The sequence below is a fragment of the Bacteroidota bacterium genome, assembly GCA_005882315.1.
Classification (GTDB): domain Bacteria; phylum Bacteroidota; class Bacteroidia; order Chitinophagales; family Chitinophagaceae; genus VBAR01.
The window spans coordinates 169,883-193,348 of sequence record VBAR01000001.1; the positions used below are offsets into that span (position 1 = coordinate 169,883).

Here is a 23,466-nt window from a genome sequence, read left to right on the forward strand (position 1 = left end):
GCAAAATATTTTGAAAATAAACAGGCAAGGCATCCATTAGAACCTGTTTTACGATAATAGAATAAGATAGCACCTAATCAGTTGGTTTTGTCCGCCAGTGATGCCATATAAAATGGCGGAGCTTGTGAAAACAAAAGCCGTCCCACTTGCAGGAGGACGGCTTTCTAATTTTATAATTATCGGGATTAGAAATCTATACCCATTCCAAAATACCAGATTGGTTTTCCTTTAAAGAAACCATCCATTTGCCATGCACAATCCATTCTTAAGAAATAACCAAGGATTGTACTTCTTGCCCCAAAACCATAACCACCGGCAAAAGGACCTATCCCCGGTGTTTTAATTTTTACATACAGGAATGGATTAGCAGGATCGGCATAAATAACACTTGGCCTTTCTATTTTATCATACTTACCGTTCCAGGCAGTACCCAGATCAATAAATTGAACGATCTGGAAATTGCGCAGGAAAGCATTGTTGATAGGTTTATTGAAAAATGATGTAAACACGGGAATTCTTATTTCACTGTTGATGGTAACTGCATTATTTCCATTGGCTGCGTTTTGATTAAAGCCACGCAGGTTCAATGAAAGTGATTGGTAAGTATAATTATTGTCCGGGTCAGGTGTATTTGCATTATTGAATTTTGGTTTAAACCAGTTATCAATACCTCCAACATAATAAATTACTTTCTGGTCACCCCATGAAAAATCGCCTGCGCCACGTACAGCCCAGATAATATTCCGATAGATAGGCAGGTAATGTCTTGCATCAAAACCGGCATTGAAAAGTAACTTGCCTTCGGTTGAACTTGTTTCATTGATCTGTGAAAATATGTCAGTAAATATTTTATAGCGTAGCCCTTTCCAGATATTCAATGCAGGGTTCACCACATCGTCATATACATATTCCAGGCTTGCTTGTGCATACACATTTTTAAGATCCTCTGCCTCTAGTGTACTGATATCCCTTGCGTTCAATGATAGCCTGTCAAATCTTGGTCCCACGGTTGCCCTTATGCTTCTTACTTTATCCAATGGGTATTTAATATTTGCAAGGTAATATACCTGCACCTGCTTACCGGGAAACACACCCGCATTAGTACCAACAGCTACTGATGTGCTGCTGCGATAATAAGTAAACCCCCAGTCAAAACGTTTCCGCTGGTTCATAAAGGAGAATACAATATCATTATCGCTCAGGTTTCCAGCCAGCCTGAAGCCACCTGTAAATTTGTAATCCTCAAACAAATCACTGGTTCCCATTCTTACCATCCCATTAAAACTATTTCCGTTTGACAAATAGATCGGTCCGGCGCCACCACCATAAGGCTGAAATTTATTAACGGTAAACACCGTATTATTAAATCCAGCTACTACATAATCAGTAAAATATTTCGGAGGACGGTACTCATACAGTTTTGCATTCTTCAGCACATTTATTTCTTCATCCGTGGTTGCCTCTACCAGTACAGGATCTGCTTTTTTCTGAGCTGCTTTTGTTGAATCTGTTTTTTCATCAAACTCTGTCTGGAAGAAATCATCCTTTTTCTTTTTATCATCAATCGTAGGTTTTGGATTTTCTATTTCCTCTATACCCTCTTTCAGCTTGTCATCCTCCAATACCCGCTTCATATATTCCGTGGGTTTGGCGGTTACATTTCTTTTACGTAGTGTACTTTCATCTACTCTTAAACGGTACAGTAATTTCATATCACCCACTTTCACTGTTTCACTTACATGGCTGTTATCACCAGCGCTGCGAGTTTCCAGCATACTGCTCTGGTAATTGGAGAGCGGAAACACATAAGTAGAGTCATTCGTTACAGAAACATAACCGATGGAATCGGGCTCAGACTTATCCCATTCTTTCAAAGCACTGTCCAACTCGGCCTGCGGTGGATTACGCAACATTTCATCTCCCACAAATATCAGTGTATCGAGTCCCGCTCTTTCGGTAGTAAAGAAACCCGCATAGCGGTTATTTACACCGTTCTCATTACTCATAAAAGTAAAATGCGATGTATTGTACTGGGAAGGATAACGGGCAGTACCATATTTCATATTGGTAAGCTGTGATATCTGTTTTATATCAGATTTATTCCAGTTATCCACTAAGAAAATATTGAACCGGTATTTTGCCGCCAATGAATCATCTGCAGAAGCAGCGTTTGGACTTGGACGGTTGCTTGCAAAAACAATTCCTGATTTATTAGGAAAAGCAACATAAGAAGCATCCAGGTCATCATACACATCATTTGTTATTTGCTCTACACGTTCCTTATCAAGATGATAAACAAAAATATCTGATTGCCCGCCTTTCACAGCACTTAAAATAAGCGTATTAGCATCCAGCATATACTTCATATCCTGCACCTGGTCAAACTGTGTCAGCTCTCTTTCGTTAATATATTTAGTACGGTTGGCATTGTCCCATACAAACAATTTCAATTTGCCATTGGTATTATAAATACAAGCCAACCTTGTTCCTTTATTATCCCATGCAAGGATGGGCAGGTTAGGGTTCACTTCTTCTTCACGGCTGCGGGCACCAAACTTCAGCAGCACTTTGCGGTTCACAAAGTTTTCAACCATTATCACTGAATACTTGCCTTGTTTAAATTCTACCATTGCATAAGCAAAACTGCGGGGAACCGGGTTGGCATTAAACCGGTAATAATCTTTGCGTCCTACCACTTCGGTAATAGCAACAGTACCTTTTGGTGCATTCCTTCTTCCACGGATATCTTTAAAGTATCGTTCCTGTTCATCCCGCATCATTTCTTCCAGCACTACTTTAAATTTCTTTTTTGTGATCTTAACTGAAGCATTATTCAGGTTACGATAGATCCGGGACAGGTATAAAAAATAGGTTGTTTTGTTTTTTCCATACTTTGAAGCAAAATAATTCCAGAAGGCATGACCAGCCAACAAGGGGTTTTTAAAACCAAACTGGTAAAAATTTTTATAATTACCAGAAAGCACGGCGGCACGAAATTCATCATCCAGTTTTGAACTCCAGTTTTCTGCAGCATAAGCAACATACCCGTCGGTAAGCCATTTGGGTAGATCAAGCAGTGCCTGGTTGGCAGCAAACTCACCAAGATCATCACCAAAAAGCACATTATCTACCAGGGTTTTTGCAATGCCCTGGCGTATCTGCAGCTTCAAATTTTCATGATTGCCGTCAAAATACAGCATCATTTTATTGTTCACCAATTTGGTTACACCACCGGCAGTCTGCCAGTCAATGCCGATACCGATATTGCTTTGCTGGTATTCATCAAAATTGTTGTAGACAACAATATTACCACGGCGTTGCAGTCCGTACTCAATATACTCTTCCAGGCTGGGCAGTTCCTGCTCAGCGACCTGTGCCACATATTTACCCAGCGCCAACCCATCCTGGCTAAAATAAACGTTGAAATTTTCGGTTTGATAATATTTCCAGTTAAACTTCTGGAATTGAACACGGTTCTTTCCAAACTCAACTGAGTTAACCTGTGCATGAACCTGTATTGCAGATATGGCAAAACCAACAGATAGCAGAGCAAAAAGTTTCTTCATAGCGTCTTTATTGATACGTATTGCTTATTAAATCGAAGGATCTTACTTTTTGGAAGCCGGCAGCATTGCTACTTTTAAAATGTTGTTGCGACGCTCCGTTCATCGTCCCGGAATTCTATTGTGCAAAAACCGGGCATGATCTATCTCCTCCAAAATCCTTTTTAATCCTTATTATCGTGGTTCTAAATTAAGGAAAACCCTCCATGTTAAGCGTTAAGCAATTTACATTTAATCCCGTCCAGGAAAATACCTATGTTTTGTATAACGAAGCAGGGCTATGCTGCATTATAGATCCCGGTTGTTATTTTCCCGAAGAGAACGAAGAACTGAAAAGTTTTATTGAGCAAAACTCACTCCAGCCAATGCTTTTACTCAATACCCATTGCCACCTTGACCATATATTCGGCAACAAATTCGTAAGCGAAACATGGAGTCTTACCCTCCACATTCACCCGTTGGAAAAACCCGTGCTGGATTTTGGTCCGCAATCCGGCCAAATGTGGCAACTGCCTTTCGACAATTATGATGGCGAATTGGTTTATTTAAAAGAAGGAAATTTTATAAACCTGGGAGATGATGAGTTAGAAATCCGGTTTACACCCGGCCATTCACCAGGCAGTGTTTGTTTTTATCATGAACCCGGCGGGTTTGTTATTGGCGGTGATGTATTGTTCAATGGCAGCATTGGCCGTACCGATCTTCCCGGTGGCGATTTCAAAATTCTAATCAATAGTATTCAAACTCAGCTGTTCACCTTGCCGGATGATACAAAGGTTTATTCCGGGCACGGGCCGGTAACAACCGTGGGATTTGAGAAAATGAATAACCCGTTTGTGAAGTTGTATTGATAATAGATCAAAAACGATATTTGATTCCAAGATTAATAAGTCCTGACATTCCCAAACCAGTATTATATGTTATTATGAAATTTTTAAGCTTGTAATCAACTTCAAGAATATAAAAATGTAATCCTGGAATCATATTGTTTTTTTCAACCTTAACACCCTGTTCCATTTCTATTGAATGTTCATTTGTAATACCAGCAGAAATAGCGGTAGATAGAATAAACCTTTTTGACTCCCTCAATTTATAGCTACAACGACCCATAAAACTAACATATCGATAACTATTCTCTTTATTGTATAACTGAAACTTATCATAAACTATTTCAACTCCTATCTTGAATCTTTTTGAAAGTCTGTATTGATAACCTAATGTAAAAACCGGTAATATATGATCTTTAGGCGTTTCTTCTTCATAGCCATAAGAAAAGAGACCTGAAACACCAAAAGAATATTGATTGAACGATCTTACAATTAAAGGAACAGTGCCAATACCTGCAGTAGTATATAATTCATGTTTTGGCGATTGGCTCCAACTTTGCAACCAACAGAATGACAATAGGAAAGTGTAAGTAAGCTTTTTCATAATGAATAATTTTGATGATACTAAAATAGAATCAGCCATCACCTATTCCTTGGCGAATTTTGCAATGCTAAATGACGATTTGCGAAAATTGCAAATGAGAAAACCGGGTAAAGGAGAATTTAGGAAGGCTTTGCAGAAAGGTATTTGCCAATAAAAGGCATTTTCTCTAACTCTTTTCTCTCAATCTTCACAACAAACAATGTAAACAACACGAGCAGCAGTGTTGCTGTTCCTAAATTAAACCAGTTATTATTCCATAAGTAGATCATCCCGAGATGGAGTAAATAGATAAGTACAACCAACACTATATAGGCAATCAATTTTTTTCGGGCATAGGGAACGGGATAATGTTTTTGCCCCAACATATAACTGGCGATCATCATAAATAAATAACAACAGAAAGTAGCAATAGCAGCACCGAGATAATGGAACTGCGGGATCAACAGTACATTCAATACAATAGTAATAGCGGCACCCCCCAATGTTATCCATGCACCGATCATATTCTTATGTGTTAGCTTATACCAGATGCTAAGGTTATAATAAATACCCAGGAAAATATTTCCTAAAGCAAGTAACGGAACGATCTGCAAACCTTCTACCCATGCTGGTTTATCAATTGCTTCAAAAAACCATTTGAACACATCTATATACAAACTGATACATAAAAACATAAAGCAGCAGGCTATCACAAAAAATTTCATGATGCGGGCATAAATGCGTTGCGGGTTTTCTTCTTTACTGCGGTTAAAGAAAAAAGGTTCGGCCGCCATACGGAATGCCTGTATCATTATCGTGATCAAAACAGCAAGACGATAAATGTTTCCGAAAATACCCAACTGGTGTTTGGCAACAGCTTCAGGTTCGTTTACTACATGCTGGTAGATCAACCGGCTCAGCATATCGTTAACCATTCCGCCCATGCCTACAATAATAAGAGGATAACTGTAGTGCATTATTTTTTTCCATAAAGCACTATCAAAGCTGAAATGAATTTGGCTAAACTCTTTCCATAATAAAATAAAAACAAGAATACTGCCTGCAAGGTTACCGATCAGGTAATAGCCAATGCCTGTGTCTTTATTATAAATGGAACTTAAAAAACTATCGGGATTGTCCTGCAGATATTTTGGCAACACACCGAGAAAAACAATTACAACCATCACATTTACCACCACCCCTGCTATTCTTGCAAAAGCATAGCGTTTCGGCCTGTTTTCCTGCCGCAATCTTGCAAAAGCAAGCGTTGCAATCGCATCAAAGAAAATAATTCCTGCCATTAAAGTGATATACTCAGGATGTTTTTCAAGATTAGCTGCCTGGGCAATCTGGTTTTTAAAAACAAAAAGAAGTGTGGTGAATAAAATAGTAGAGCCGATCAGTGAAATTGACAATGTATTGTACAATTTCTTTTGATCACTATCCTGTGAAAAACGGAAATATGCAGTTTCAAGGCCATATGTAAACAATACATTTAAAAAAGGGATGATCGCATATGTCTGTGTAAGATCAGCAGTGGTAGCTGGCTGTGCAAAAATGAGCGGCAATGAGAGGTTCATCAGGTAGCCGAGAAAACGACTGGCGATAGTTGGTATGCCGTACCATAAAGTCTGCCCCGCCAGTTGTTTAATACTGCTCAATAAAAGTAGATTTCAGCAAATTTAATCTTTGACACCTGATTGCACAATAGTAATTGGCTTTTGTATTTAGCCCATTTAAGCTTTATCTTATCTTTAACCTCAAAACAGAAGTTATGCGCAAGATCATTTTTTTACTGGCTACTATTGCTATTTCATTTTCCATTTCTGCACAGGCTTACGAAGATAAGATTGAATACAACAAAGTAAAACAACCGGCCCTGGCAATTGTATATAATTTTCCTCCCGAGGCTGTTGAAGATGCCCTTATACTGAAGCTGGCTAAATTAGGGTATAAAGGAAAAGTAGAAAAAGGGATATTTAATAGAGATAAAGGGTTTCATATATTCAAAGGTGCTTTACTCGGCGACATCAGTGCCAGCCGCTATGATTATTTGATCAACATAGATCAAAAAAACCATAAGACAACCGATGAAGCAATCTTGTACATGATCATTATGAAAAAGGATACTAATTATTTAGCAAAGCTGAGCTATGAAGAACTGACCAAGGCTAAAACTTTTTTAGATAACTTATTGCCCGACATTGAAGATTCTGACCTGGAACTTAAGATAGTCGCTGCGGAAACGTTGGTAATCCAGTCAGACAAAAGAATGAAAAAGCTTACTACGGAAAGAAGTGATATGGAAGAAAAAATTAAAACCCTTCAGGACAACTTAGTTGAAAATGAAAAAAAGCAGGAAAAGGAAAAAATGGAATTAGAGAATCAACGTAAAGCATTTGAAGAATTAAAATCAAAAAGAAGAAAAAAATCGTAGGTTAATTAAATGCCTTTGAAAAGTTGTTTGCTCACGGCAGTCTATACTTTGGATTTGTAAGAATAGAAGAATCGCTCAGCGTTTTCAGAAATACAGATAGATCGATCGCTTCATTGTTCGTCATGTTGATCCCGTTTTGTACTAGCGGATCGACTGTAGCGCTGTTCTGCACTCCGGTTCTGTAATGATTGATGACCTGGGCTACCGTTGCAAATCGTCCATCATGCATATAATTAGAGGTCAAAACAACATTTCGTAAAGTTGGTACCCGGAATTTTAAATTATCATCTGCATTGCCTGTCACTCTTATTCTCCCCAGGTCATTTAATGTAGGATCGATCGGCAAGCCAATATTCCGGTAACTGTAATCTGTAAACATCGGTTCAGGATGACAGCTGATGCATTTTGACAAAAACACATTATAGCCATTTTGTTCCTGTACAGTAAAACTTAACTCGCCTCTTTTTACTTTATCATACTTCGAATTATATGAAACGATATTGCCTGTAAACTGTGATAATGCTTTGATGATCCTCTCTTCAGTTATCCAGCTACTGCCGAAAGCAGCTTTGAACATTTTCTTTACCTGCTCATCATTTTCCAATCTTGAAACGGCACCGGCTACATCTGCTCCCATCTCATCAAAAGCATTGAGAGGATGACTTGCTTCTTGTAATAAAGTTTTATACTCACCATCCCAGTGAAACTCCTTTTCCCATGCAAGATTAAATAATGGTGGAGCATTACGCAATGTATGTGAGTTATTATACCCATGACTCCGGTCATGTTCGAACGTTCCAAATGCTCCCCTTTGTTCATGGCAACTTGCACAGGGAAAATTTCCATCCCGTGAAAGTCGTCCGTCATAAAATAATTTGCGACCTAATTCAAAACCTTCCTGGTTCAGCGGGTTATCTACGAATGTGTAAGGGGGTTTTGGAAATCCTGCCGGGATTTCTTGAGCCATATAAGTCCCAATACCTTCATATTTTGATTTTGAACAAGCACCCATTAAATAAGAAAGGAAAATAACCGAGCCAGTTATTACAGTAAGAAAGAATAATTTTCGGGACATCATAATTATAAACGTAATATAACCGAATAAAGTTGTAGTTAAAAACTATCCGGTCTGAATTTTCTCCTCCCTTCCTTTACTTCACTTTTTTTCTTCTTGCCTTCAAGCCTTTTTTCTTTTACTGCTTTGGGTAGCCTGGTTGCTAATCGTTTCTTTTTTTTCAGTAAAGCTTTATGCACAAGTTCATTTATTTTTTCTGCAGCCTCGAGTTTATTGCTTAGTTGTGTACGGTGTACCTGGCTTTTTACAAACAACGATCCGTCTGCATTGATGCGATTGGAAAGTTTTTCTTTCAATAATTGCTTTTGTTCCCCGGTCAATAATAAAGAAGCATCAATATTGAAATATCCTATCACAGCGGTCTCTACTTTATTTACATTCTGCCCCCCTTTGCCGCCACTTCGGGTGGTTTGAAAAATTATTTCATTGGTAAAGTCAATCATGGTGCCGGTAATATCCATCAAAGATAATATCGTATTCTGAATGCAATTATCTTTATAGAACTACAAAACCAACAACAAACAACCAGCTTATGCGAGCCGTAGTACAAAGAGTAACCCATGCCAGCGTAACTATCGATGGCAAAGTACATGCATCTATTGAAGATGGATTATTGGTTCTGTTGGGCATTGAAGACAGCGATACAATGGAAGATATTGAATGGCTTTCCGGAAAAATTGTTGACCTGCGTATATTCAATGATCCGGGTGGCGTGATGAATATTCCCATCAAAGAAATTGATGGCGATATTTTATTAATTAGCCAGTTTACTTTACATGCTTCCACCCGCAAAGGCAATCGTCCCTCCTATATCCGGGCAGCGAAACCAGATATCGCCATTCCGCTTTATGAAAAAATGATCCAGCAACTCTGCCGCGATATGAATAAAATGATCAAGACAGGGATCTTTGGAGCCGATATGAAAGTAGAATTATTGAATGATGGACCTGTGACGATCTTATTTGATACAAAGAATAAGGAGTAAGTTTATTGGACCCCAAATTTCTGAGAATACATTTTACCGTCTTCCAGTTCAATTCTTGCAAAAAAAAATTTTTCAGCGATCGTAATATTAAAGGAATAAGAATTTGAGTTTATTTCCTTTTGTTCAATAAACCGATGACCATTGGCTGTCCATACAAATACAGTTTTAATATTCTGCTTTGACTGAACAGTTATTCGTTTGCCATTTGTAAGAATTTTATACGGCTTAGGCGCAGCAATTTCGTTTTTATCAGAATTATAAGATTGTGCAGGTGCAATCAGCGAAACAAAGAGGCTTAGCGACAACAAAGTAGCCCATAGATGGTGCTTCATCATAGAATAATAGTTTTTGTAACAGGAATTTGGGTTAAAGTTTCAGTGGGATACGGTGTCCTAACAGCTTCCGTAAAGGAAGGGTTTCTCTAACGACAATAATCATGCTATATTGCAGATAACCGCACTAAATTTTTTAAAAATGACTATTGAGCAAGCCCAGCAACAGGTTGATAGCTGGATAAAGACCGTTGGTGTCCGTTATTTCAGCGAACTCACCAATATGGCCATACTTACTGAAGAAGTTGGCGAACTGGCCCGCATCATGGCCCGTACTTACGGCGATCAAAGTTTCAAAAAAACAGACCTGGAAAAAAACCTGGCTGATGAAATGGCCGATGTAATGTGGGTATTAATTTGCCTTGCCAACCAAACAGGGGTGAACTTAACTGAGGCATTGGAAAAAAATTTTGAAAAAAAGACCACCCGGGATGCAGAAAGACATAAGAATAACGACAAATTAGTATAAGCCGGTCCTTTGGCATAATTTTTAAATCTCGGGAGCTATGACTATGAGTGATGGTTGGAAAATAATAAAACATTCTGTATCAGATTTTTTTGAATGCGATGTACTGAAACTCAGCGGCGCCTTAGCTTTTTATACTATATTCTCACTGCCTGGGTTACTCATTATTATTATCTGGTTTAGCGATCTGTTCTATGGCCGAACTGTAATAGAAGGTTCAGTGTATAAACAGATCGAGTCCTTTGTTGGTCATTCAGCCGCCGTCGATATACAGGAAATCATACATAATGCAACCACCTCTACCGGTAGCCAGTTTGCAACGATAGTTGGCCTTATTGCGCTGATCATTGGTGCTACAAGTGTATTTGGAGAAATACAGAGTTCTATCAATCATATCTGGAGAATAAAAGCAAAACCAAGAAAGGGTTTAGGATGGTTGAAGCTGATCATCGACAGGTTACTTTCCTTTTCAATGATCATCACGTTGGGTTTTATATTACTGGTATCCCTCCTTATTAATGCCTCAATGGATTTCTTACTAACTAAGCTGACGGTAAAATACCCTGAGTTAACAGTGGTGCTTGTTTATATTTTGAATATCGTCTTCACCTTTCTTATCACGTCATTTATTTTTGCTGCAATCTTTAAAGTATTACCCGATGCCCGTATTAATTGGAGACATGTATGGGTAGGATCTTTTGTAACAGCTTCTTTATTTATGATCGGCAGGTTTGTTATCAGTTATTACCTCGGGCATAACAGGATGACAACAGCATATGGTGCTGCGGGTTCTGTCATTGTTATTTTAATGTGGGTCTATTATTCCTCCATGATATTGTATTTCGGGGCTGCTTTTACCCATTCTTATGCTAAATACAAAGGCACAATTATTTATCCTAACAACTATGCTGTTCTTGTTAAGCAAATTGAAATAGAATCGGAAAAATCAATACAGGAACATACGGATGAGAAAACAGTGATTGAAGTAAAAGAACCTGAGACATCATAGGTATGGCAAACTGGAAAGCCAAATGGTGTTTATTTAACAGATGAAATCGAAATAAATCTTTATTTCTATCGTTACCTAACCACCACTGTATGACGGCCACCAAATTGATATTTACACTTACACTTCTGCTGACTCTACAATTATGTTTTACCCAACCGGTAAATGATAAATCAACCCGAAAAGAATTAAAGAAAGAAGCCGTTATTAACTCAGAAGAAGATCTGAAAAAATTTGAAGAAGAATGGCGGATGGACTCTATTAAATTGATGAAGGAATGGAAAGATCAATGGCTAAAGGACTCTTTAAAATTTGTAAAACAAGCCGATGAAACAGTTAAACAAATAGAAAAAATATACCAGGAAAAATGGAACCCGGCCGATTCACTAAAATATATCGATGATAAAACGAAAAATCTTTTCAGTACCAACAATACAAAAACACTGGAAGAAGTAATTGCTGTTATCAATAAAAATTTTACAACGCCACTTCATAAAACAAGAGCCGTTTTTTGCTGGATTGCTACAAATATTAATTACGATTGGGATGCCTATACAAGCGGATTAATAAAAACTACATGGGATTATAAAAAAGATGCTTTACAGACATTTGAAGAACGCAAAGGAGTTTGTGATCATTACTCAAGCCTGTTTCAATATATGTCCGAACAATGCGGACTGGAAGCAATAAAAATTTCAGGCTATAGTAAAATATGGCCCGATGCAAAAGTAAATACTTCACGTACTGACCATGCCTGGAATGCTGTAAAAATAAATGGTAACTGGAAACTAATGGATGTAACATGGGCAAGCGAAAAAGATGGAGATATGGAATATTTTTGGTTCGATACGCCACCTGAAAAATTTATTTACAGTCATCTTCCTGAAGACACTACCTGCCAGTTTTTAAAAAATAAAATAACATTGAATGAATATGCGCTGATGCCAATCATCAGCAAATACCTCTTTCTTTCTAAAGCACCTATTACCATTCCCGCTTTGGGTTATTTTGCAAATACTTCCGGAGTATTTCAAGTGGATATAAAAAACAATAGCAAGAAATACAGGATTGAAGTATTAATTACAAAAATGACTGCCAACAATGAAAGACGGTTCACGGGAGATGAAACATGGCAGAAAATTCCTGTCAGTACAGTAAGAGATGCTAAGAAAGATGCTGCCGTGTACCAGACAGTAGTTCCTGGAAAAGGATCATGGTGGATCAAAGTAAACCTGTTTGAAAAATTGAATTATGAATTTTTGCCAGAAATAGAATTTCCCTCCTGCATGATCTTCCAGGTTACGTACCTGTAAAAAATTATTTGTTTTTTCTTCGGTTATCTTAATTAAACTAATTAAAAATTCATTTTCGCCTGTATACCCGGCGGGTTATCTTTGCGCCCTATGGCAAACGATTCGAACAGGTTCCAGGCAATTATTTCCCATGCAAAAGAGTATGGCTTTGTATTTCCCAGCAGTGAAATTTACGACGGCCTGCAGGCCGTTTATGATTATGGTCAATGGGGCAGTGAACTGAAAAAAAATATCAAAGATTATTGGTGGGAAAGTATGACCCGCATGAATGAAAATATTGTAGGTATTGATGCCGCTATTTTTATGCACCCTACTACATGGAAAGCAAGTGGCCACGTTGATAATTTCAACGACCCAATGATCGATAATAAAGACAGCAAGAAAAGATACCGTGTTGATCATTTGATAGAAGGCTTTGCTGAAGAACAAAAAACAGCAGGTAATGAGCAAGTGGCAAATGATGTATTGGCTGCGATGGATACTTTGCTGGCTAAAGATGATTTTGCTGGCTTGAAAAAACTGATCGAGGACAATAAGATCAAATGTGCCATCAGTAAAACTGCTAACTGGACGGATATCCGCCAGTTCAACTTAATGTTCTCAACAGAATTTGGTTCTACTGTTTCAAGTGAAGATGCTGACAATAAAGTGTATCTAAGACCTGAAACCGCACAGGGAATTTTTGTAAACTTTTTAAATGTGCAGAAAACAGGAAGAATGAAAATTCCTTTTGGTATTGCACAAATTGGTAAAGCGTTCCGTAATGAAATTGTAGCTAGACAATTCATCTTCCGCATGAGAGAGTTTGAACAAATGGAAATGCAATTCTTCATTCAGCCCGGCACTCAGAAAAAATGGTATGAGTACTGGAAAGAAGAAAGAATGAAATGGCATTTGGCTTTGGGCTTCGGACAAGAGAATTATCGTTTTCATGATCATATCAAACTGGCACACTATGCAGATGCAGCTTGTGATATTGAATTCAACTTCCCAATTGGCTTTAAAGAACTGGAAGGTATTCACTCAAGAACAGATTTTGATCTGAAACAGCACCAGGAATATAGCAGAAAGAAACAACAGTATTTTGATAATGATATAGATCCTGCTACAGGCAAGCCTTATGGAAATTATATTCCTTATGTAATTGAAACTTCAATTGGTTTAGACAGGATGTTCCTTGCCGTACTCAGTCATTCTTATGAAGAACAGGATCTGAGTACTCCTGAAAAACCAGACAGCAGAGTTGTATTAAAATTCCCAGCTAAACTTGCTCCGATGAAACTTGCTGTATTACCATTGATGAAAAAAGATGGATTACCAGAAATAGCAAGAAAAATCATGGATGATTGCAAAGCTTCGTTCCGTTGTTTCTATGAAGAAAAAGATACAATTGGAAAACGTTACCGCCGGATGGATGCGATTGGTACTCCATTCTGCGTTACTGTAGATCACCAAACAAAAGAAGACAACACTGTTACGATACGTCATCGTGATACAATGCAGCAGGAAAGAATTTCTATTGATAAGATTAAAGAGATTATACTCAAAGCAATAATCTAATTGTGTATGAATAAAAATATTCGTTTATTAAGTCTCTTTTTATTTTTATTTTCCTCTTGCAATTTTTCCAAAGATGATGACGAAAAAACAATAAAGGATTTATTTAACCAATACTCTGCCGCAGTCATTTCCGAAGATTACGAAACGATGTATCAATTCAAATACCCGGAAGTATTTAAGGATTATACTAAAGAACAAATTATTAGTGATTTAAAGGATGGGGTTCATTCTCCTGATTACGATATTATTATAAATTCGATGACCATAGATCCTGGTTACAAAGTAACTATTCATGACTCTAGTAAATATTCACTAATAAATATCAACTCCAAATCCTCTTTAAACTTGAAATCATCTAAAACTGGTGATTCAACTATCCTGTTTAATAAATTTTGTGAGGGATCAAAAAAATATTTCGGTGAAAATAATGTCGAATGCAATAAATCGAAGTTCAAGATTGAAATTAATTCAAAAACTGAAAATTGGTTTATCTATGATAGCAAATCAAAGAAGTGGTATCTCTTATCAAGTACAAATCCAGAGGGCATAGATGCTTTTATTCCAAAAGAAGTGAGACAAGTTTTTGGAAAATAACAAACCACATATCTACACACTTTCCATTTTGACATTATTCTTAGGTCTGATATAATTTATTTTTCCATTTGCTCGATCACTTCTTTCGTTACACCTGTAAAAGAAAATCCCCCATCATGAAATAAATTTTGCATGGTTACCATTCTTGTGAGGTCACTAAAAAGTGTTACAGTATAGTTCGCACAGTCTTCAGCAGAAGCATTTCCTAATGGGCTCATTTTTTCTGCAAAACTTATAAACCCATCAAAGCCTTTTACGCCACTGCCTGCTGTAGTTCTTGTCGGTGATTGTGAGATTGTATTTACCCGTACCTTTTTTCTTACACCATAATTGTAACCAAAACTTCTTGTTACACTTTCCAGTAATGCTTTGGCATCTGCCATTTCATTATAATCAGGAAACACCCTTTGTGCTGCGATATAAGTTAATGCCACCACACTCCCCCACTCGTTCAGTGCATCCAAATCCCATGCAGTACGTAATACACGGTGAAGACTCATTGCAGATATGTCGAGTGTTTTTGTATTCCATTCATAATTGATCTCGGTATAAGATTTCCCTTTGCGAACATTCAGGCTCATGCCGATTGAATGAAGGATAAAATCAATTTTACCACCAAAATGTTCCATTGATTTTTCCATCAGGTTTTTCAGATCATCCATATTGGTTACATCAGCGCCAATGACTGGTGCATTCACAGCTTCAGCCAGTTTGTTTATTTCTCCCATTCTTAATGCAACAGGTGCATTAGTGAGTACCAACTGAGCTCCTGCTTCATGACATTTCAATGCCGTTTTCCAGGCAATGGATTTTTCGTCCAGTGCGCCGAAGATGATCCCTTTCTTTCCCTGTAATAAATTATTTGACATAGCCTTTGTTATTTTTAGAATTGTGGGTAAATGTATGAAGTAATTATTATTTCATTATCTCCTGCGGAAAAAGGCGGCCGATAATAAAAATCATTAAAGTAGTCAGACCGAGTATCATGACAATTGTTGCAAGAAAATAAAGCAAAAGTCTTCCGGGTGATTTGCGTGGGTTGATCAGTTTTTGAAAATAAACATTGAGAAAAAAAGCAGCAGCCAGGAAAGCAATGATAATTAATAGTACCGAGATCCTCATTTCCGGAGTTTTGTCAATTAGAAACCATTTCCCTTGCATTCTCAATTGCAGCAACTGTTGGTTTTTCTCCACTCAGCATTTTTGCAATCGTTGTAATTCTTTCTTCAGTAGTCAGTTTGCGGATATTTGTCTTCACCGCATCCTTTACTATTTCTTTATAAACAAAATAATGAGCATCGGCTTTGCCGGCTATCTGTGGCTGATGGGTAATGCAAATCACTTGCCTGCTGGCTGCAAGGTCTTTCATAATTACACCTACCTGTCTCGCGGCTTCACCTGAAATACCGGTATCAATTTCATCAAATATCATCGTAGGCAAGTCGATCTTTTTTGCTACTAATGACTTTATGCAAAGCATCAAACGGCTCAACTCACCACCGCTGGCTACTTTTCGAATGGGGTGATACTGTCCACTCCGGTTTGCATCAAACAAAAACTCGATACTATCAGTTCCGAATGCATTCAATTCCTGGTCGCTTTTAATTTCAACCTTGATCTTTGCATTTGGCATTCCCACCTGTACCAGCAGTTTATTCACTTTATCTTCTAAAGGCTTTGCTTGTTTTTTACGACCATCAGATATTTTCTGTGCATTTTCGGAAAGGGTTTGCTTTGTTTTTGAAAGAATTTTCTCTTTCTGCTGAATTGTTTCATCGATGTTCAACACGGCCTGCAATTTACTCTCCAGTTCATTCCTGATCTGCAATAACTCCGCAGTCGTTTTCACTCCATGTTTCTTCAGTAACTTATATCCTAATGATAAACGTTCATTTAACTGCTCAATTCTTTCCGGGCTATAATTGATATGATTGCTGATCCCGTCAATTTCATCCGCAACATCCTGCAGTTCTATTTGTGTTGATTGCAGCCGTTGAATCAATTCTGGCAACCGGGCATGATAAGAAGAATAATTCTGTAACTGGTTTACCAATATTTTTAATTGCTGAACAACCGGGCTCTCTCCTTCTTGTAACTCCTGGTATACTTTACCAAGAACCGATTTGATTCCTTCAGCATTACTCAGCAATTTCAATTCAGCTTCCGTTTCTTCCAGTTCATTTTCCCTGAATGCTGCCTCATCTAGTTCATTAAACTGAAATTTATTGTAGTCAGATTCTTTATCGAATTGCAATTTTTGTTGTTTGAGATCATCACATTCCCGTTGCAGCGTTTTCCATTGATTAAAAAGTTTACTGTATTCACTTAACAAGTCAGCATGTCCTGCTAACGCATCCAGGACCTCACGTTGAAAATGGCTTTCCCCTAATTCCAGTGTATCAAACTGCTGGTGCAGATCGACAAGTAAGGAGCTTAACTCATTTAATTGATTTAATGTTACAGGTGTATCATTTATAAAAGCACGGGATTTTCCGGTAGCTGCTATCTCTCTTCTTATTACCAGCTCATCAGTAATATCAAAATCATTTTGCTCAAGAAATTGTTTGATCTCTTTTTTACCATGAGCATCAAACAAACCTTCGATCACAGATTTCTTTGTTTTATTTACCAGCACAGAACTATCTGCTCTTTCGCCTAGTATCAGACCCAAAGCTCCAAGGATAATCGATTTACCGGCGCCGGTTTCACCAGTAAGAATATTCAGTTTGCCTGAAAAATCTATTTCCAGTTCATCGATGATAGCATAATTCTGTATCGTTAATTTCTGAAGCATGTGATGCAGCAAATTAGCGAATTTTCATCCAGCCTAAGAGAAGGTTCAGTTTTTTTTAATGATGAGAAATAAAAACCCCTGACATTAAATGTCAGGGGAAAATAAAAAAGAAAATTTCATAGTACCCATTTTAGAAATGGGGGAATATTATTTTATTTCTACTGAGGCGTGTAGGTCCCCATCAACAAGGATACGGCCGCAGTTTTCACAGATAATAATTTTTTTACGCTGACGAATTTCGCTTTGCTTTTGAGGAGGAATAGAATTGAAACATCCGCCGCAGGCATCACGTTCTACTGCTACAACAGCTAATCCGTTGCGGTAACTTGTTCTGATCTTTGTATAACTGGTCATCAGGCGTGGCTCAACATGCTCTTTTGCTTCGGCAGCCAGTTTATTAAAATGCTTCTCATCTTTCTCGTTATGAGCAATGATCTTTTCCAGCTCCCCTTTTTTGTTCGTCAATACATTTTCTTTACTGGCAATTCCTTTGTTTGCTTTTTCTAAAGTTTCAGCTTTTTCCGCAATTTCTTCGCTTGCATCTTTAATATGTTTTTCGCAAAGCTTCACTTCGAGCTGCTGCATTTCAATTTCTTTATTGATCGCTTCAAACTCACGGTTATTCTTTACATTCTCACTTTGCTTTTCGTATTTCTTTATCAACGCCTGGGCTTCTTTAATTGCTTCTTTTTTCTTTTCAATAAACTCGTTCACACCGTTAACCTCTTCTTCAATTCTCACCTTACGGGCATGCAATCCCTGGATCTCATCTTCGAGGTCATTCACCTCCATCGGCAATTCACCTTTCAGGATATGAATTTCATCCAGCTTGCTTTCAATTTTTTGCAGGTAAAGAAGTGAACTTAATTTTTCTTCAACGGAAAATTCTTTTACGTGTGCCATTATGATTGTTTATAGTTTGAAATTTCTGAAAGTCATGAGTCATATGTGTCATTTAAAATCCTTATACATTTGACTTACCTGACCGTTTAAAAATACCTCACAGGGTTGGTTATCACTGCTGTTTTAAGGACGGCAAAAGTAGGGAATTTTTGCTCCAAAACCTCTTTTAAAAGGTCGATGGTGAACTGCTCGCTTTCGTAATGGCCGATATCGGCAATAACCATGTGGCCATTGGCATCAAAGAATTCATGATACTTCATATCAGCAGTAATATAAAAGTCTGCGCCTGCGCTAATTGCAGCCCCAATCAAAAAACTGCCTGCGCCGCCACAAAGGGCCACCTTTTTAACAGTCTTATCCCTCAGTTCGGTATGCCTGATAACCGGCGTCTTGAACGTTTTTTTTACCAGTTCCAGGAAACTTATCTCATCTATGGGATTTTCCAGTTCACCAACTATGCCGTTGCCTATTCCCTGGTGCGAGTTTGCAAGATTAACAATATCATACGCCACCTCTTCGTAAGGATGCGCTGATTTCATGGCTGCAATGATCCTGTTTTCAAGAAAGCCCGGAAATATTACTTCGATTTTAATCTCTTTTTCATGGTGACGTTCGCCTCGCTTGCCAACAAATGGATCAGTGTTGTCACCAGCTTTGAATGTGCCTGTACCCTCCGCATTAAAACTGCATTCAGAGTAATTGCCAATATTTCCCCCTCCAGCTTCAAATATTGCATTTCTCACCTGGTCAGCCTGGGCTGAAGGAACAAAAGTGAAAAGCTTTTTTAGTGTATTAATCTTAGGAGCCAGTACAGTACAATTCTTCACACCTAGCAGTTGCGCCATTTTCCCATTTACACCACTTAATACATTATCAAGATTAGTATGTATGGCATAAATAGCAATGTCATTTTTAATAGCAGCAATTATCGCTTTCTCCACATAATTCTTCCCGTTTATCTTTTTTAAACCTGAGAAGATGATAGGGTGATGTGCTATAATAAGATTGGCATTTTTTGTGATGGCTTCATTTACCACATCTTCTGTAGCATCAAGAGAAATAACAATTCCGTTACAATCCCAAGCCGGGTTGCCCGTTATTAGTCCTGCATTATCATAGGGTTCCTGCAAGACCGGATGGGCAAGAGATTCAAGAAAAGAAGTGATCTCGGCGATTTTCATGCGGGGAAGTTAAGATGGATAGCTTTAAAAAGTTCATAAATCAAACTTTGCGGAATGAAAATCTTTTGTAACTTTTGCTCCCCTTTCCTGCCCCTCATGATCACTCATGGTTTTATTATTCATTTAAAACTCCTGCTATGTTAAAAAGAACTTATGGTCGCCTGCTGCTGACCTTGCTGGTTATTTCAGGGCTTGCTGGTACGCTCCGGAACACTTCGCTTTCAAAAAAAGAAAGAAAATATGCGACTACCCTGATGAAAGATCATAAGACAAGCCTGATGCAATCAGTAAAAGGTTTGTCAGATGCCCAATTAAATTTCAAGCCTTCCGCTGAATCCTGGTCAGTAAAAGAATGTATGTATCATATTGCAATTACAGAAAAAGGAATATGGGATATGATGGAAGCCGCCATGAAAGGCCAGGCTACTCCCGATAAAAGATCTGAGGTAAAAATGACTGATGAACAGGTAGTGGCCACAGTAGAAAGCCGCGAAAAGAAAGTAAAAACATTCCCGCCATTGGAGCCGCAGAACACCCCTTATAAATCAATGGAAGAAGCCATGAATGCATTTAAGGAAATGCGTGCCGAACATATAAAGTATGTAAAAACGACAACAGAAGATTTGAGAAACCACATGGTTCAAATGCCATTTGGAACTGTTGATTGTTACCAGATGGCACTATTTATGACTGCACATACAGAAAGACACAGAAAGCAAATGGAAGAAGTAAAAGCCAATCCGAATTTTCCTAAATAAGATCAATAAACATATTTTAAAAAAATCCCGCAGCGCTGCGGGATTTTTTATTATCAGAATCCTTTTAGCGGAGGCGCTGCAAATATTTTTTCGAGAAAGATCATTTTGCCATCTTTTGTCATTCCTTCCACTATCACTTTAAATCGTTTACTATTATCATTATTATAAAACCGGATCGGTACAACAGGGTTGATGGTGCGTAAATAGATATCCGGTTTCCAAAGCAGTGTTATACGATTGTCATTTTGCATTTTCAATGAATCAATACTGTAATTGGGAGAATAAAATTCACGGATAAATGAAAAACCGCTGTACTCAAACACATCAGAAGATGAAGGCATATCCTTAAAAAGGTCAGAACCCTTTTTTGTGTAAATAGATAATACACCTCCCGGTGCATTGCCGCTAACACCAACAAACGAATTGTAGATTTTTACCATTGCAATTTCAGTTATCGGAATAACAGAAACAAAGGCGATATCTGTTTGCATTTCATTTAAAAATATTGTCATGGGAATTGGCCCGCTTGCACTCATCGTAACTGCCTGCCGGTAATAAATAGTGTAATCAAACCCGTCTTTTGCAACAGTAACTCCGGGTATCCTTGCTTCAATATATTCGAATATGGAAGAATAACCAAAGACATCATCTGCATTTAAAAGATCAAGCGTTTTCATGGCATTACCGGAAAACATACCGTTGGTATATTTTTCATCCATTAGTTCTAAAGGGCTTTTCTTACGGGCACTTACAATCACTTCTTCCAGTGTATTATCAAACACTGAAAGACTTTCGTGGGCATTTTTCAATCTTCCGTCTATAACAGATGCCAAAGCATGAGGAGAAATTGAAGGAAATAAACTCGTATTGATCTTAGCAAGCGAATAGGATTTTGAAAGACTATCTGAATTATTAATTATATCGATCCATTTACTTTTTTTGCCCCTGATATCACTGAAAAGAATTCTTGAACGTCCATAGAAGATCAATGAGTCGAGTTTATAATTTCCTTTTGCATCTGTTTTTATCATCCGGCTGGTATTGCTTGCATTCTTGGGAGTTTTAATTAACACAACAAGTTCCTTATCAGGCACCGGTTTTTTAGAATCTCTTTCATTGATCTGTCCTTTCAAAGAAATATATTTCGGGTCGATGTAAGTAACCGGTGAAGCTTTACCAGCTAACAGATCAACCCATTTAAACCTGCGCCAGCCATTGGTCATCATCACAAGGTCCAAAGCTGTTTTTACCGAATCATTATCAGTAGAAAAATAATAAACCGGGTTATGAATATATCCTTTCAGATCGCTGATAAGAAGCAAATTTGAAATGATACTTTCTGTTCTCAGTTCATTTGCACTCAGGTCAGGATCGGTTATTGACAATGAAAAACTCCCGATGATGGTATCCCTGATCGACAATGTAATCTGATTGAGAGCTTTCTTATTAAAGTTTAATGTATCGGGTTTTAAATCTCCTTTGAGTAAATATTCTTTGTTATCTACAAACCATAGCCTTTCTGCCAATGGAATACCATTGATATTAAAAACGGTTACTTGTAAAATGCCAGAATATAGTTTGTCCAAATTAATTACCCCTGTTACCCAATCTTCTTTTGAATTGAACTGTTTTTCAAAAACTACACGATGGCCCATTTGACCAATCATGTATGAAGCGGCAAATGCAGTTTCATCTTTGCGATGTTTTATTGAATAATAAATTCCTTGCGGGTCAGGCATCAGGCTGAAGGCAATTCCTTTTTCAACAGCTTGGGGCAACTGAAATTTTTCTGAGCTAGCATCGCCAGTCAATTGAGCATAATATGAAACTCCTTGCTTTGATTCTATTTCAAATAGCCCCATTCCGTCATGATAACTTTCAAAAGATAAGATCGAATCACCATTCTGATCTCTGATAACGCCAACTCCATTTACAGGTACACCGGACTTATTAGTTATTTTAAATGCCACAGCACCCGAGAATCCGTTGACAAGATTTCCACCCTCCGGAAAAAATTCTATCCGCAATGTTTTATCTTCCGCAACCGCTGGCATTTTTCCTTTACCAACAACCCTGATCTTTTTTGAGTATAAAAACTCATGATCATGATTAAGCATAGTTGGTGAGTAAGCCCTGATAAAATAATTACCGGATGTGGCCGTAACGGGTATATCAATATCACCAAAAGCATCCCCATCTATTACCGGCAATATAGCCCGATTGACCAGTTGCTGGTTTTGATCATATAATTCTGCATATACAACCGAACTGATTGAATCCGGAATATATTCTGCATATAAATAGGCTTTAAACCATACTGTTTCGCCAGCCAGGTATTCTTCCCTGTCCGTATGCAAATAAACTTTTTCAATCGGGGACCTGGCAGACCATCTATTTAATGCTTGGGACGGGGTCTGACCAGCTAATAAATGTGTAAACCCTAAAGTGACAATGGCTATAAAAATTCCTCTCATCTTTAAAAATTGGCCTAAACTAATGAATTTTCAGTCTTAAGCTTCTGTTTTGAGTTCTAAACTTTTCAAAATCAATGCAAAATTTTGTACCCGGTTTGGCGTTATAATAGCCTTATCGTGTTGTATAAACGGTCTTGAAGCTGTATTTTGTGTAACTTATGAAACGACTTTTACCATTAATCACCTTTTTTGTTTTTACCCTATCCTGTAAAAAAGCCAAGGAGAATATTTACCAGGACCTTGTAATAAAGGCAATGACCGATGGTCAATGGTCAATTACCAGTTTTTCACTCAACGGAACGAATATCACATCAGATTTTAATGGTTATAAATTTCAATACTACAGTAACAAAACTGTGGATGCTATAAAAAATGGCATTGTGGAAAAAACCGGGACCTGGGATGGCAATGCCAGTACCATGACCACTTCGGCCAATTTTCCTTCTGCTGTAAATCCATTGCAATTGATAAATGGCAATTGGAACATTACAAATAATAGCTGGACCTATGTTGTAGCCACGCAAACTGTTGGCTCAGATGTAAAGAATATGCGGCTTGAAAAGCTGTAATCTTCTGTTTTTCCATACCCCCTATGAATTAAACAACCTGTTGCAG

General features: G+C 37.8%; 22 protein-coding genes. 10 read left to right on the forward strand and 12 right to left on the reverse strand.

The genetic code is table 11. From position 1 onward, the window contains the following. Positions 1 to 185 precede the first annotated feature (185 nt). Positions 186 to 3,566: a hypothetical protein gene (locus E6H07_00720; GenBank protein TMI64472.1), complete on the reverse strand. Its 3,381-nt coding sequence runs from the start codon at positions 3,564 to 3,566 to the stop codon at positions 186 to 188. Positions 3,567 to 3,769: 203 nt separating this feature from the next. Between E6H07_00720 and E6H07_00725 the strand changes: the two genes are divergently transcribed. Next, the gene (locus E6H07_00725; GenBank protein ID TMI64473.1) at positions 3,770 to 4,414 is read left to right on the forward strand and encodes an MBL fold metallo-hydrolase; all 645 of its coding nucleotides are present in this window, start codon (positions 3,770 to 3,772) and stop codon (positions 4,412 to 4,414) included. A gap of 7 nt (positions 4,415 to 4,421) precedes the next feature. Here E6H07_00725 and E6H07_00730 read toward each other — a convergent pair whose 3' ends face one another. Continuing rightward, positions 4,422 to 4,994, reverse strand: coding sequence for a hypothetical protein (locus E6H07_00730; protein ID TMI64474.1), 573 nt, complete (start codon positions 4,992 to 4,994; stop codon positions 4,422 to 4,424). A 119-nt stretch (positions 4,995 to 5,113) separates the two neighbouring features. Further along, positions 5,114 to 6,634: a polysaccharide biosynthesis protein gene (locus E6H07_00735; protein TMI64475.1), complete on the reverse strand. Its 1,521-nt coding sequence runs from the start codon at positions 6,632 to 6,634 to the stop codon at positions 5,114 to 5,116. A 113-nt stretch (positions 6,635 to 6,747) separates the two neighbouring features. Between E6H07_00735 and E6H07_00740 the strand changes: the two genes are divergently transcribed. Next, positions 6,748 to 7,410 (forward strand): hypothetical protein, encoded by a 663-nt coding sequence (locus E6H07_00740; protein TMI64476.1) that lies wholly within the window; start codon positions 6,748 to 6,750, stop codon positions 7,408 to 7,410. A gap of 31 nt (positions 7,411 to 7,441) precedes the next feature. Here E6H07_00740 and E6H07_00745 read toward each other — a convergent pair whose 3' ends face one another. Both E6H07_00745 and E6H07_00750 read right to left on the reverse strand, forming a co-directional pair. Further along, positions 7,442 to 8,488, reverse strand: coding sequence for a cytochrome-c peroxidase (locus E6H07_00745; protein ID TMI64477.1), 1,047 nt, complete (start codon positions 8,486 to 8,488; stop codon positions 7,442 to 7,444). A gap of 35 nt (positions 8,489 to 8,523) precedes the next feature. After that, the gene (locus E6H07_00750; GenBank protein TMI66428.1) at positions 8,524 to 8,928 is read right to left on the reverse strand and encodes an aminoacyl-tRNA hydrolase; all 405 of its coding nucleotides are present in this window, start codon (positions 8,926 to 8,928) and stop codon (positions 8,524 to 8,526) included. 89 nt (positions 8,929 to 9,017) lie between these two features. Between E6H07_00750 and E6H07_00755 the strand changes: the two genes are divergently transcribed. After that, the gene (locus E6H07_00755) at positions 9,018 to 9,470 is read left to right on the forward strand and encodes a D-tyrosyl-tRNA(Tyr) deacylase (GenBank protein TMI64478.1); all 453 of its coding nucleotides are present in this window, start codon (positions 9,018 to 9,020) and stop codon (positions 9,468 to 9,470) included. Between the two features lie 2 nt (positions 9,471 to 9,472). Here the strand turns inward: E6H07_00755 and E6H07_00760 are convergent, their stop codons facing one another. Then, positions 9,473 to 9,805 carry a hypothetical protein gene (locus E6H07_00760; protein TMI64479.1) on the reverse strand — a complete coding sequence of 111 codons (333 nt, stop codon included), beginning with the start codon at positions 9,803 to 9,805 and terminating at the stop codon, positions 9,473 to 9,475. A 139-nt stretch (positions 9,806 to 9,944) separates the two neighbouring features. Here E6H07_00760 and E6H07_00765 point away from each other — a divergent pair, with 139 nt between their 5' ends. From E6H07_00765 to E6H07_00785, 5 genes are all read left to right on the forward strand, one after another. Further along, positions 9,945 to 10,271 (forward strand): nucleotide pyrophosphohydrolase, encoded by a 327-nt coding sequence (locus E6H07_00765; GenBank protein ID TMI64480.1) that lies wholly within the window; start codon positions 9,945 to 9,947, stop codon positions 10,269 to 10,271. A 37-nt stretch (positions 10,272 to 10,308) separates the two neighbouring features. After that, complete coding sequence (locus E6H07_00770) at positions 10,309 to 11,277, forward strand: YihY/virulence factor BrkB family protein (GenBank protein TMI64481.1); 969 nt, start codon at positions 10,309 to 10,311, stop codon at positions 11,275 to 11,277. An 89-nt stretch (positions 11,278 to 11,366) separates the two neighbouring features. After that, positions 11,367 to 12,587 (forward strand): hypothetical protein, encoded by a 1,221-nt coding sequence (locus E6H07_00775; GenBank protein TMI64482.1) that lies wholly within the window; start codon positions 11,367 to 11,369, stop codon positions 12,585 to 12,587. Positions 12,588 to 12,677: 90 nt separating this feature from the next. After that, a complete protein-coding gene (locus E6H07_00780; protein ID TMI64483.1) occupies positions 12,678 to 14,147 on the forward strand; it encodes a glycine--tRNA ligase in 1,470 nt (489 codons plus the stop codon). Positions 14,148 to 14,153: 6 nt separating this feature from the next. Continuing rightward, a complete protein-coding gene (locus E6H07_00785) occupies positions 14,154 to 14,741 on the forward strand; it encodes a hypothetical protein (GenBank protein TMI64484.1) in 588 nt (195 codons plus the stop codon). Between the two features lie 56 nt (positions 14,742 to 14,797). Here the strand turns inward: E6H07_00785 and E6H07_00790 are convergent, their stop codons facing one another. From E6H07_00790 to E6H07_00810, 5 genes are all read right to left on the reverse strand, one after another. Beyond that, positions 14,798 to 15,610, reverse strand: coding sequence for an enoyl-ACP reductase (locus E6H07_00790; protein ID TMI64485.1), 813 nt, complete (start codon positions 15,608 to 15,610; stop codon positions 14,798 to 14,800). Between the two features lie 46 nt (positions 15,611 to 15,656). Then, positions 15,657 to 15,863, reverse strand: a complete 207-nt coding sequence (locus tag E6H07_00795) for a hypothetical protein (protein TMI64486.1) — start codon at positions 15,861 to 15,863, stop codon at positions 15,657 to 15,659. A gap of 13 nt (positions 15,864 to 15,876) precedes the next feature. Continuing rightward, positions 15,877 to 17,535, reverse strand: a complete 1,659-nt coding sequence (recN, locus tag E6H07_00800; protein ID TMI64487.1) for a DNA repair protein RecN — start codon at positions 17,533 to 17,535, stop codon at positions 15,877 to 15,879. 147 nt (positions 17,536 to 17,682) lie between these two features. After that, the gene (locus E6H07_00805) at positions 17,683 to 18,438 is read right to left on the reverse strand and encodes a hypothetical protein (protein TMI64488.1); all 756 of its coding nucleotides are present in this window, start codon (positions 18,436 to 18,438) and stop codon (positions 17,683 to 17,685) included. An 86-nt stretch (positions 18,439 to 18,524) separates the two neighbouring features. Then, positions 18,525 to 19,619 (reverse strand): Nif3-like dinuclear metal center hexameric protein, encoded by a 1,095-nt coding sequence (locus E6H07_00810; GenBank protein TMI64489.1) that lies wholly within the window; start codon positions 19,617 to 19,619, stop codon positions 18,525 to 18,527. Between the two features lie 137 nt (positions 19,620 to 19,756). On the opposite strand from E6H07_00810, the gene E6H07_00815 reads away from it, so the two are divergent. Then, on the forward strand, positions 19,757 to 20,377 hold the full coding sequence (locus E6H07_00815) for a DinB family protein (GenBank protein TMI64490.1): 621 nt from the start codon (positions 19,757 to 19,759) through the stop codon (positions 20,375 to 20,377). Between the two features lie 53 nt (positions 20,378 to 20,430). On the opposite strand, the gene E6H07_00820 is transcribed toward E6H07_00815, so the two are convergent. Then, positions 20,431 to 22,851, reverse strand: a complete 2,421-nt coding sequence (locus E6H07_00820; GenBank protein ID TMI64491.1) for a hypothetical protein — start codon at positions 22,849 to 22,851, stop codon at positions 20,431 to 20,433. A gap of 158 nt (positions 22,852 to 23,009) precedes the next feature. Between E6H07_00820 and E6H07_00825 the strand changes: the two genes are divergently transcribed. Further along, positions 23,010 to 23,420: a hypothetical protein gene (locus E6H07_00825; protein TMI64492.1), complete on the forward strand. Its 411-nt coding sequence runs from the start codon at positions 23,010 to 23,012 to the stop codon at positions 23,418 to 23,420. Positions 23,421 to 23,466: the final 46 nt, after the last annotated feature.

Coding starts and splice junctions, on each gene's coding strand:
- E6H07_00785 (TMI64484.1), top strand. CDS start 14,154: ATGAATAAAAATATTCGTTTATTAAGTCTCTTTTTATTTTTATTTTCC.
- E6H07_00795 (TMI64486.1), bottom strand. CDS start 15,863: ATGAGGATCTCGGTACTATTAATTATCATTGCTTTCCTGGCTGCTGCT.
- E6H07_00730 (TMI64474.1), bottom strand. CDS start 4,994: ATGAAAAAGCTTACTTACACTTTCCTATTGTCATTCTGTTGGTTGCAA.
- E6H07_00750 (TMI66428.1), bottom strand. CDS start 8,928: ATGATTGACTTTACCAATGAAATAATTTTTCAAACCACCCGAAGTGGC.
- E6H07_00755 (TMI64478.1), top strand. CDS start 9,018: ATGCGAGCCGTAGTACAAAGAGTAACCCATGCCAGCGTAACTATCGAT.
- E6H07_00780 (TMI64483.1), top strand. CDS start 12,678: ATGGCAAACGATTCGAACAGGTTCCAGGCAATTATTTCCCATGCAAAA.
- E6H07_00825 (TMI64492.1), top strand. CDS start 23,010: ATGAAACGACTTTTACCATTAATCACCTTTTTTGTTTTTACCCTATCC.
- E6H07_00790 (TMI64485.1), bottom strand. CDS start 15,610: ATGTCAAATAATTTATTACAGGGAAAGAAAGGGATCATCTTCGGCGCA.
- E6H07_00740 (TMI64476.1), top strand. CDS start 6,748: ATGCGCAAGATCATTTTTTTACTGGCTACTATTGCTATTTCATTTTCC.
- E6H07_00760 (TMI64479.1), bottom strand. CDS start 9,805: ATGATGAAGCACCATCTATGGGCTACTTTGTTGTCGCTAAGCCTCTTT.
- E6H07_00805 (TMI64488.1), bottom strand. CDS start 18,438: ATGGCACACGTAAAAGAATTTTCCGTTGAAGAAAAATTAAGTTCACTT.
- E6H07_00775 (TMI64482.1), top strand. CDS start 11,367: ATGACGGCCACCAAATTGATATTTACACTTACACTTCTGCTGACTCTA.
- E6H07_00725 (TMI64473.1), top strand. CDS start 3,770: ATGTTAAGCGTTAAGCAATTTACATTTAATCCCGTCCAGGAAAATACC.
- E6H07_00720 (TMI64472.1), bottom strand. CDS start 3,566: ATGAAGAAACTTTTTGCTCTGCTATCTGTTGGTTTTGCCATATCTGCA.
- recN (TMI64487.1), bottom strand. CDS start 17,535: ATGCTTCAGAAATTAACGATACAGAATTATGCTATCATCGATGAACTG.
- E6H07_00815 (TMI64490.1), top strand. CDS start 19,757: ATGTTAAAAAGAACTTATGGTCGCCTGCTGCTGACCTTGCTGGTTATT.
- E6H07_00770 (TMI64481.1), top strand. CDS start 10,309: ATGACTATGAGTGATGGTTGGAAAATAATAAAACATTCTGTATCAGAT.
- E6H07_00745 (TMI64477.1), bottom strand. CDS start 8,488: ATGATGTCCCGAAAATTATTCTTTCTTACTGTAATAACTGGCTCGGTT.
- E6H07_00765 (TMI64480.1), top strand. CDS start 9,945: ATGACTATTGAGCAAGCCCAGCAACAGGTTGATAGCTGGATAAAGACC.
- E6H07_00810 (TMI64489.1), bottom strand. CDS start 19,619: ATGAAAATCGCCGAGATCACTTCTTTTCTTGAATCTCTTGCCCATCCG.
- E6H07_00820 (TMI64491.1), bottom strand. CDS start 22,851: ATGAGAGGAATTTTTATAGCCATTGTCACTTTAGGGTTTACACATTTA.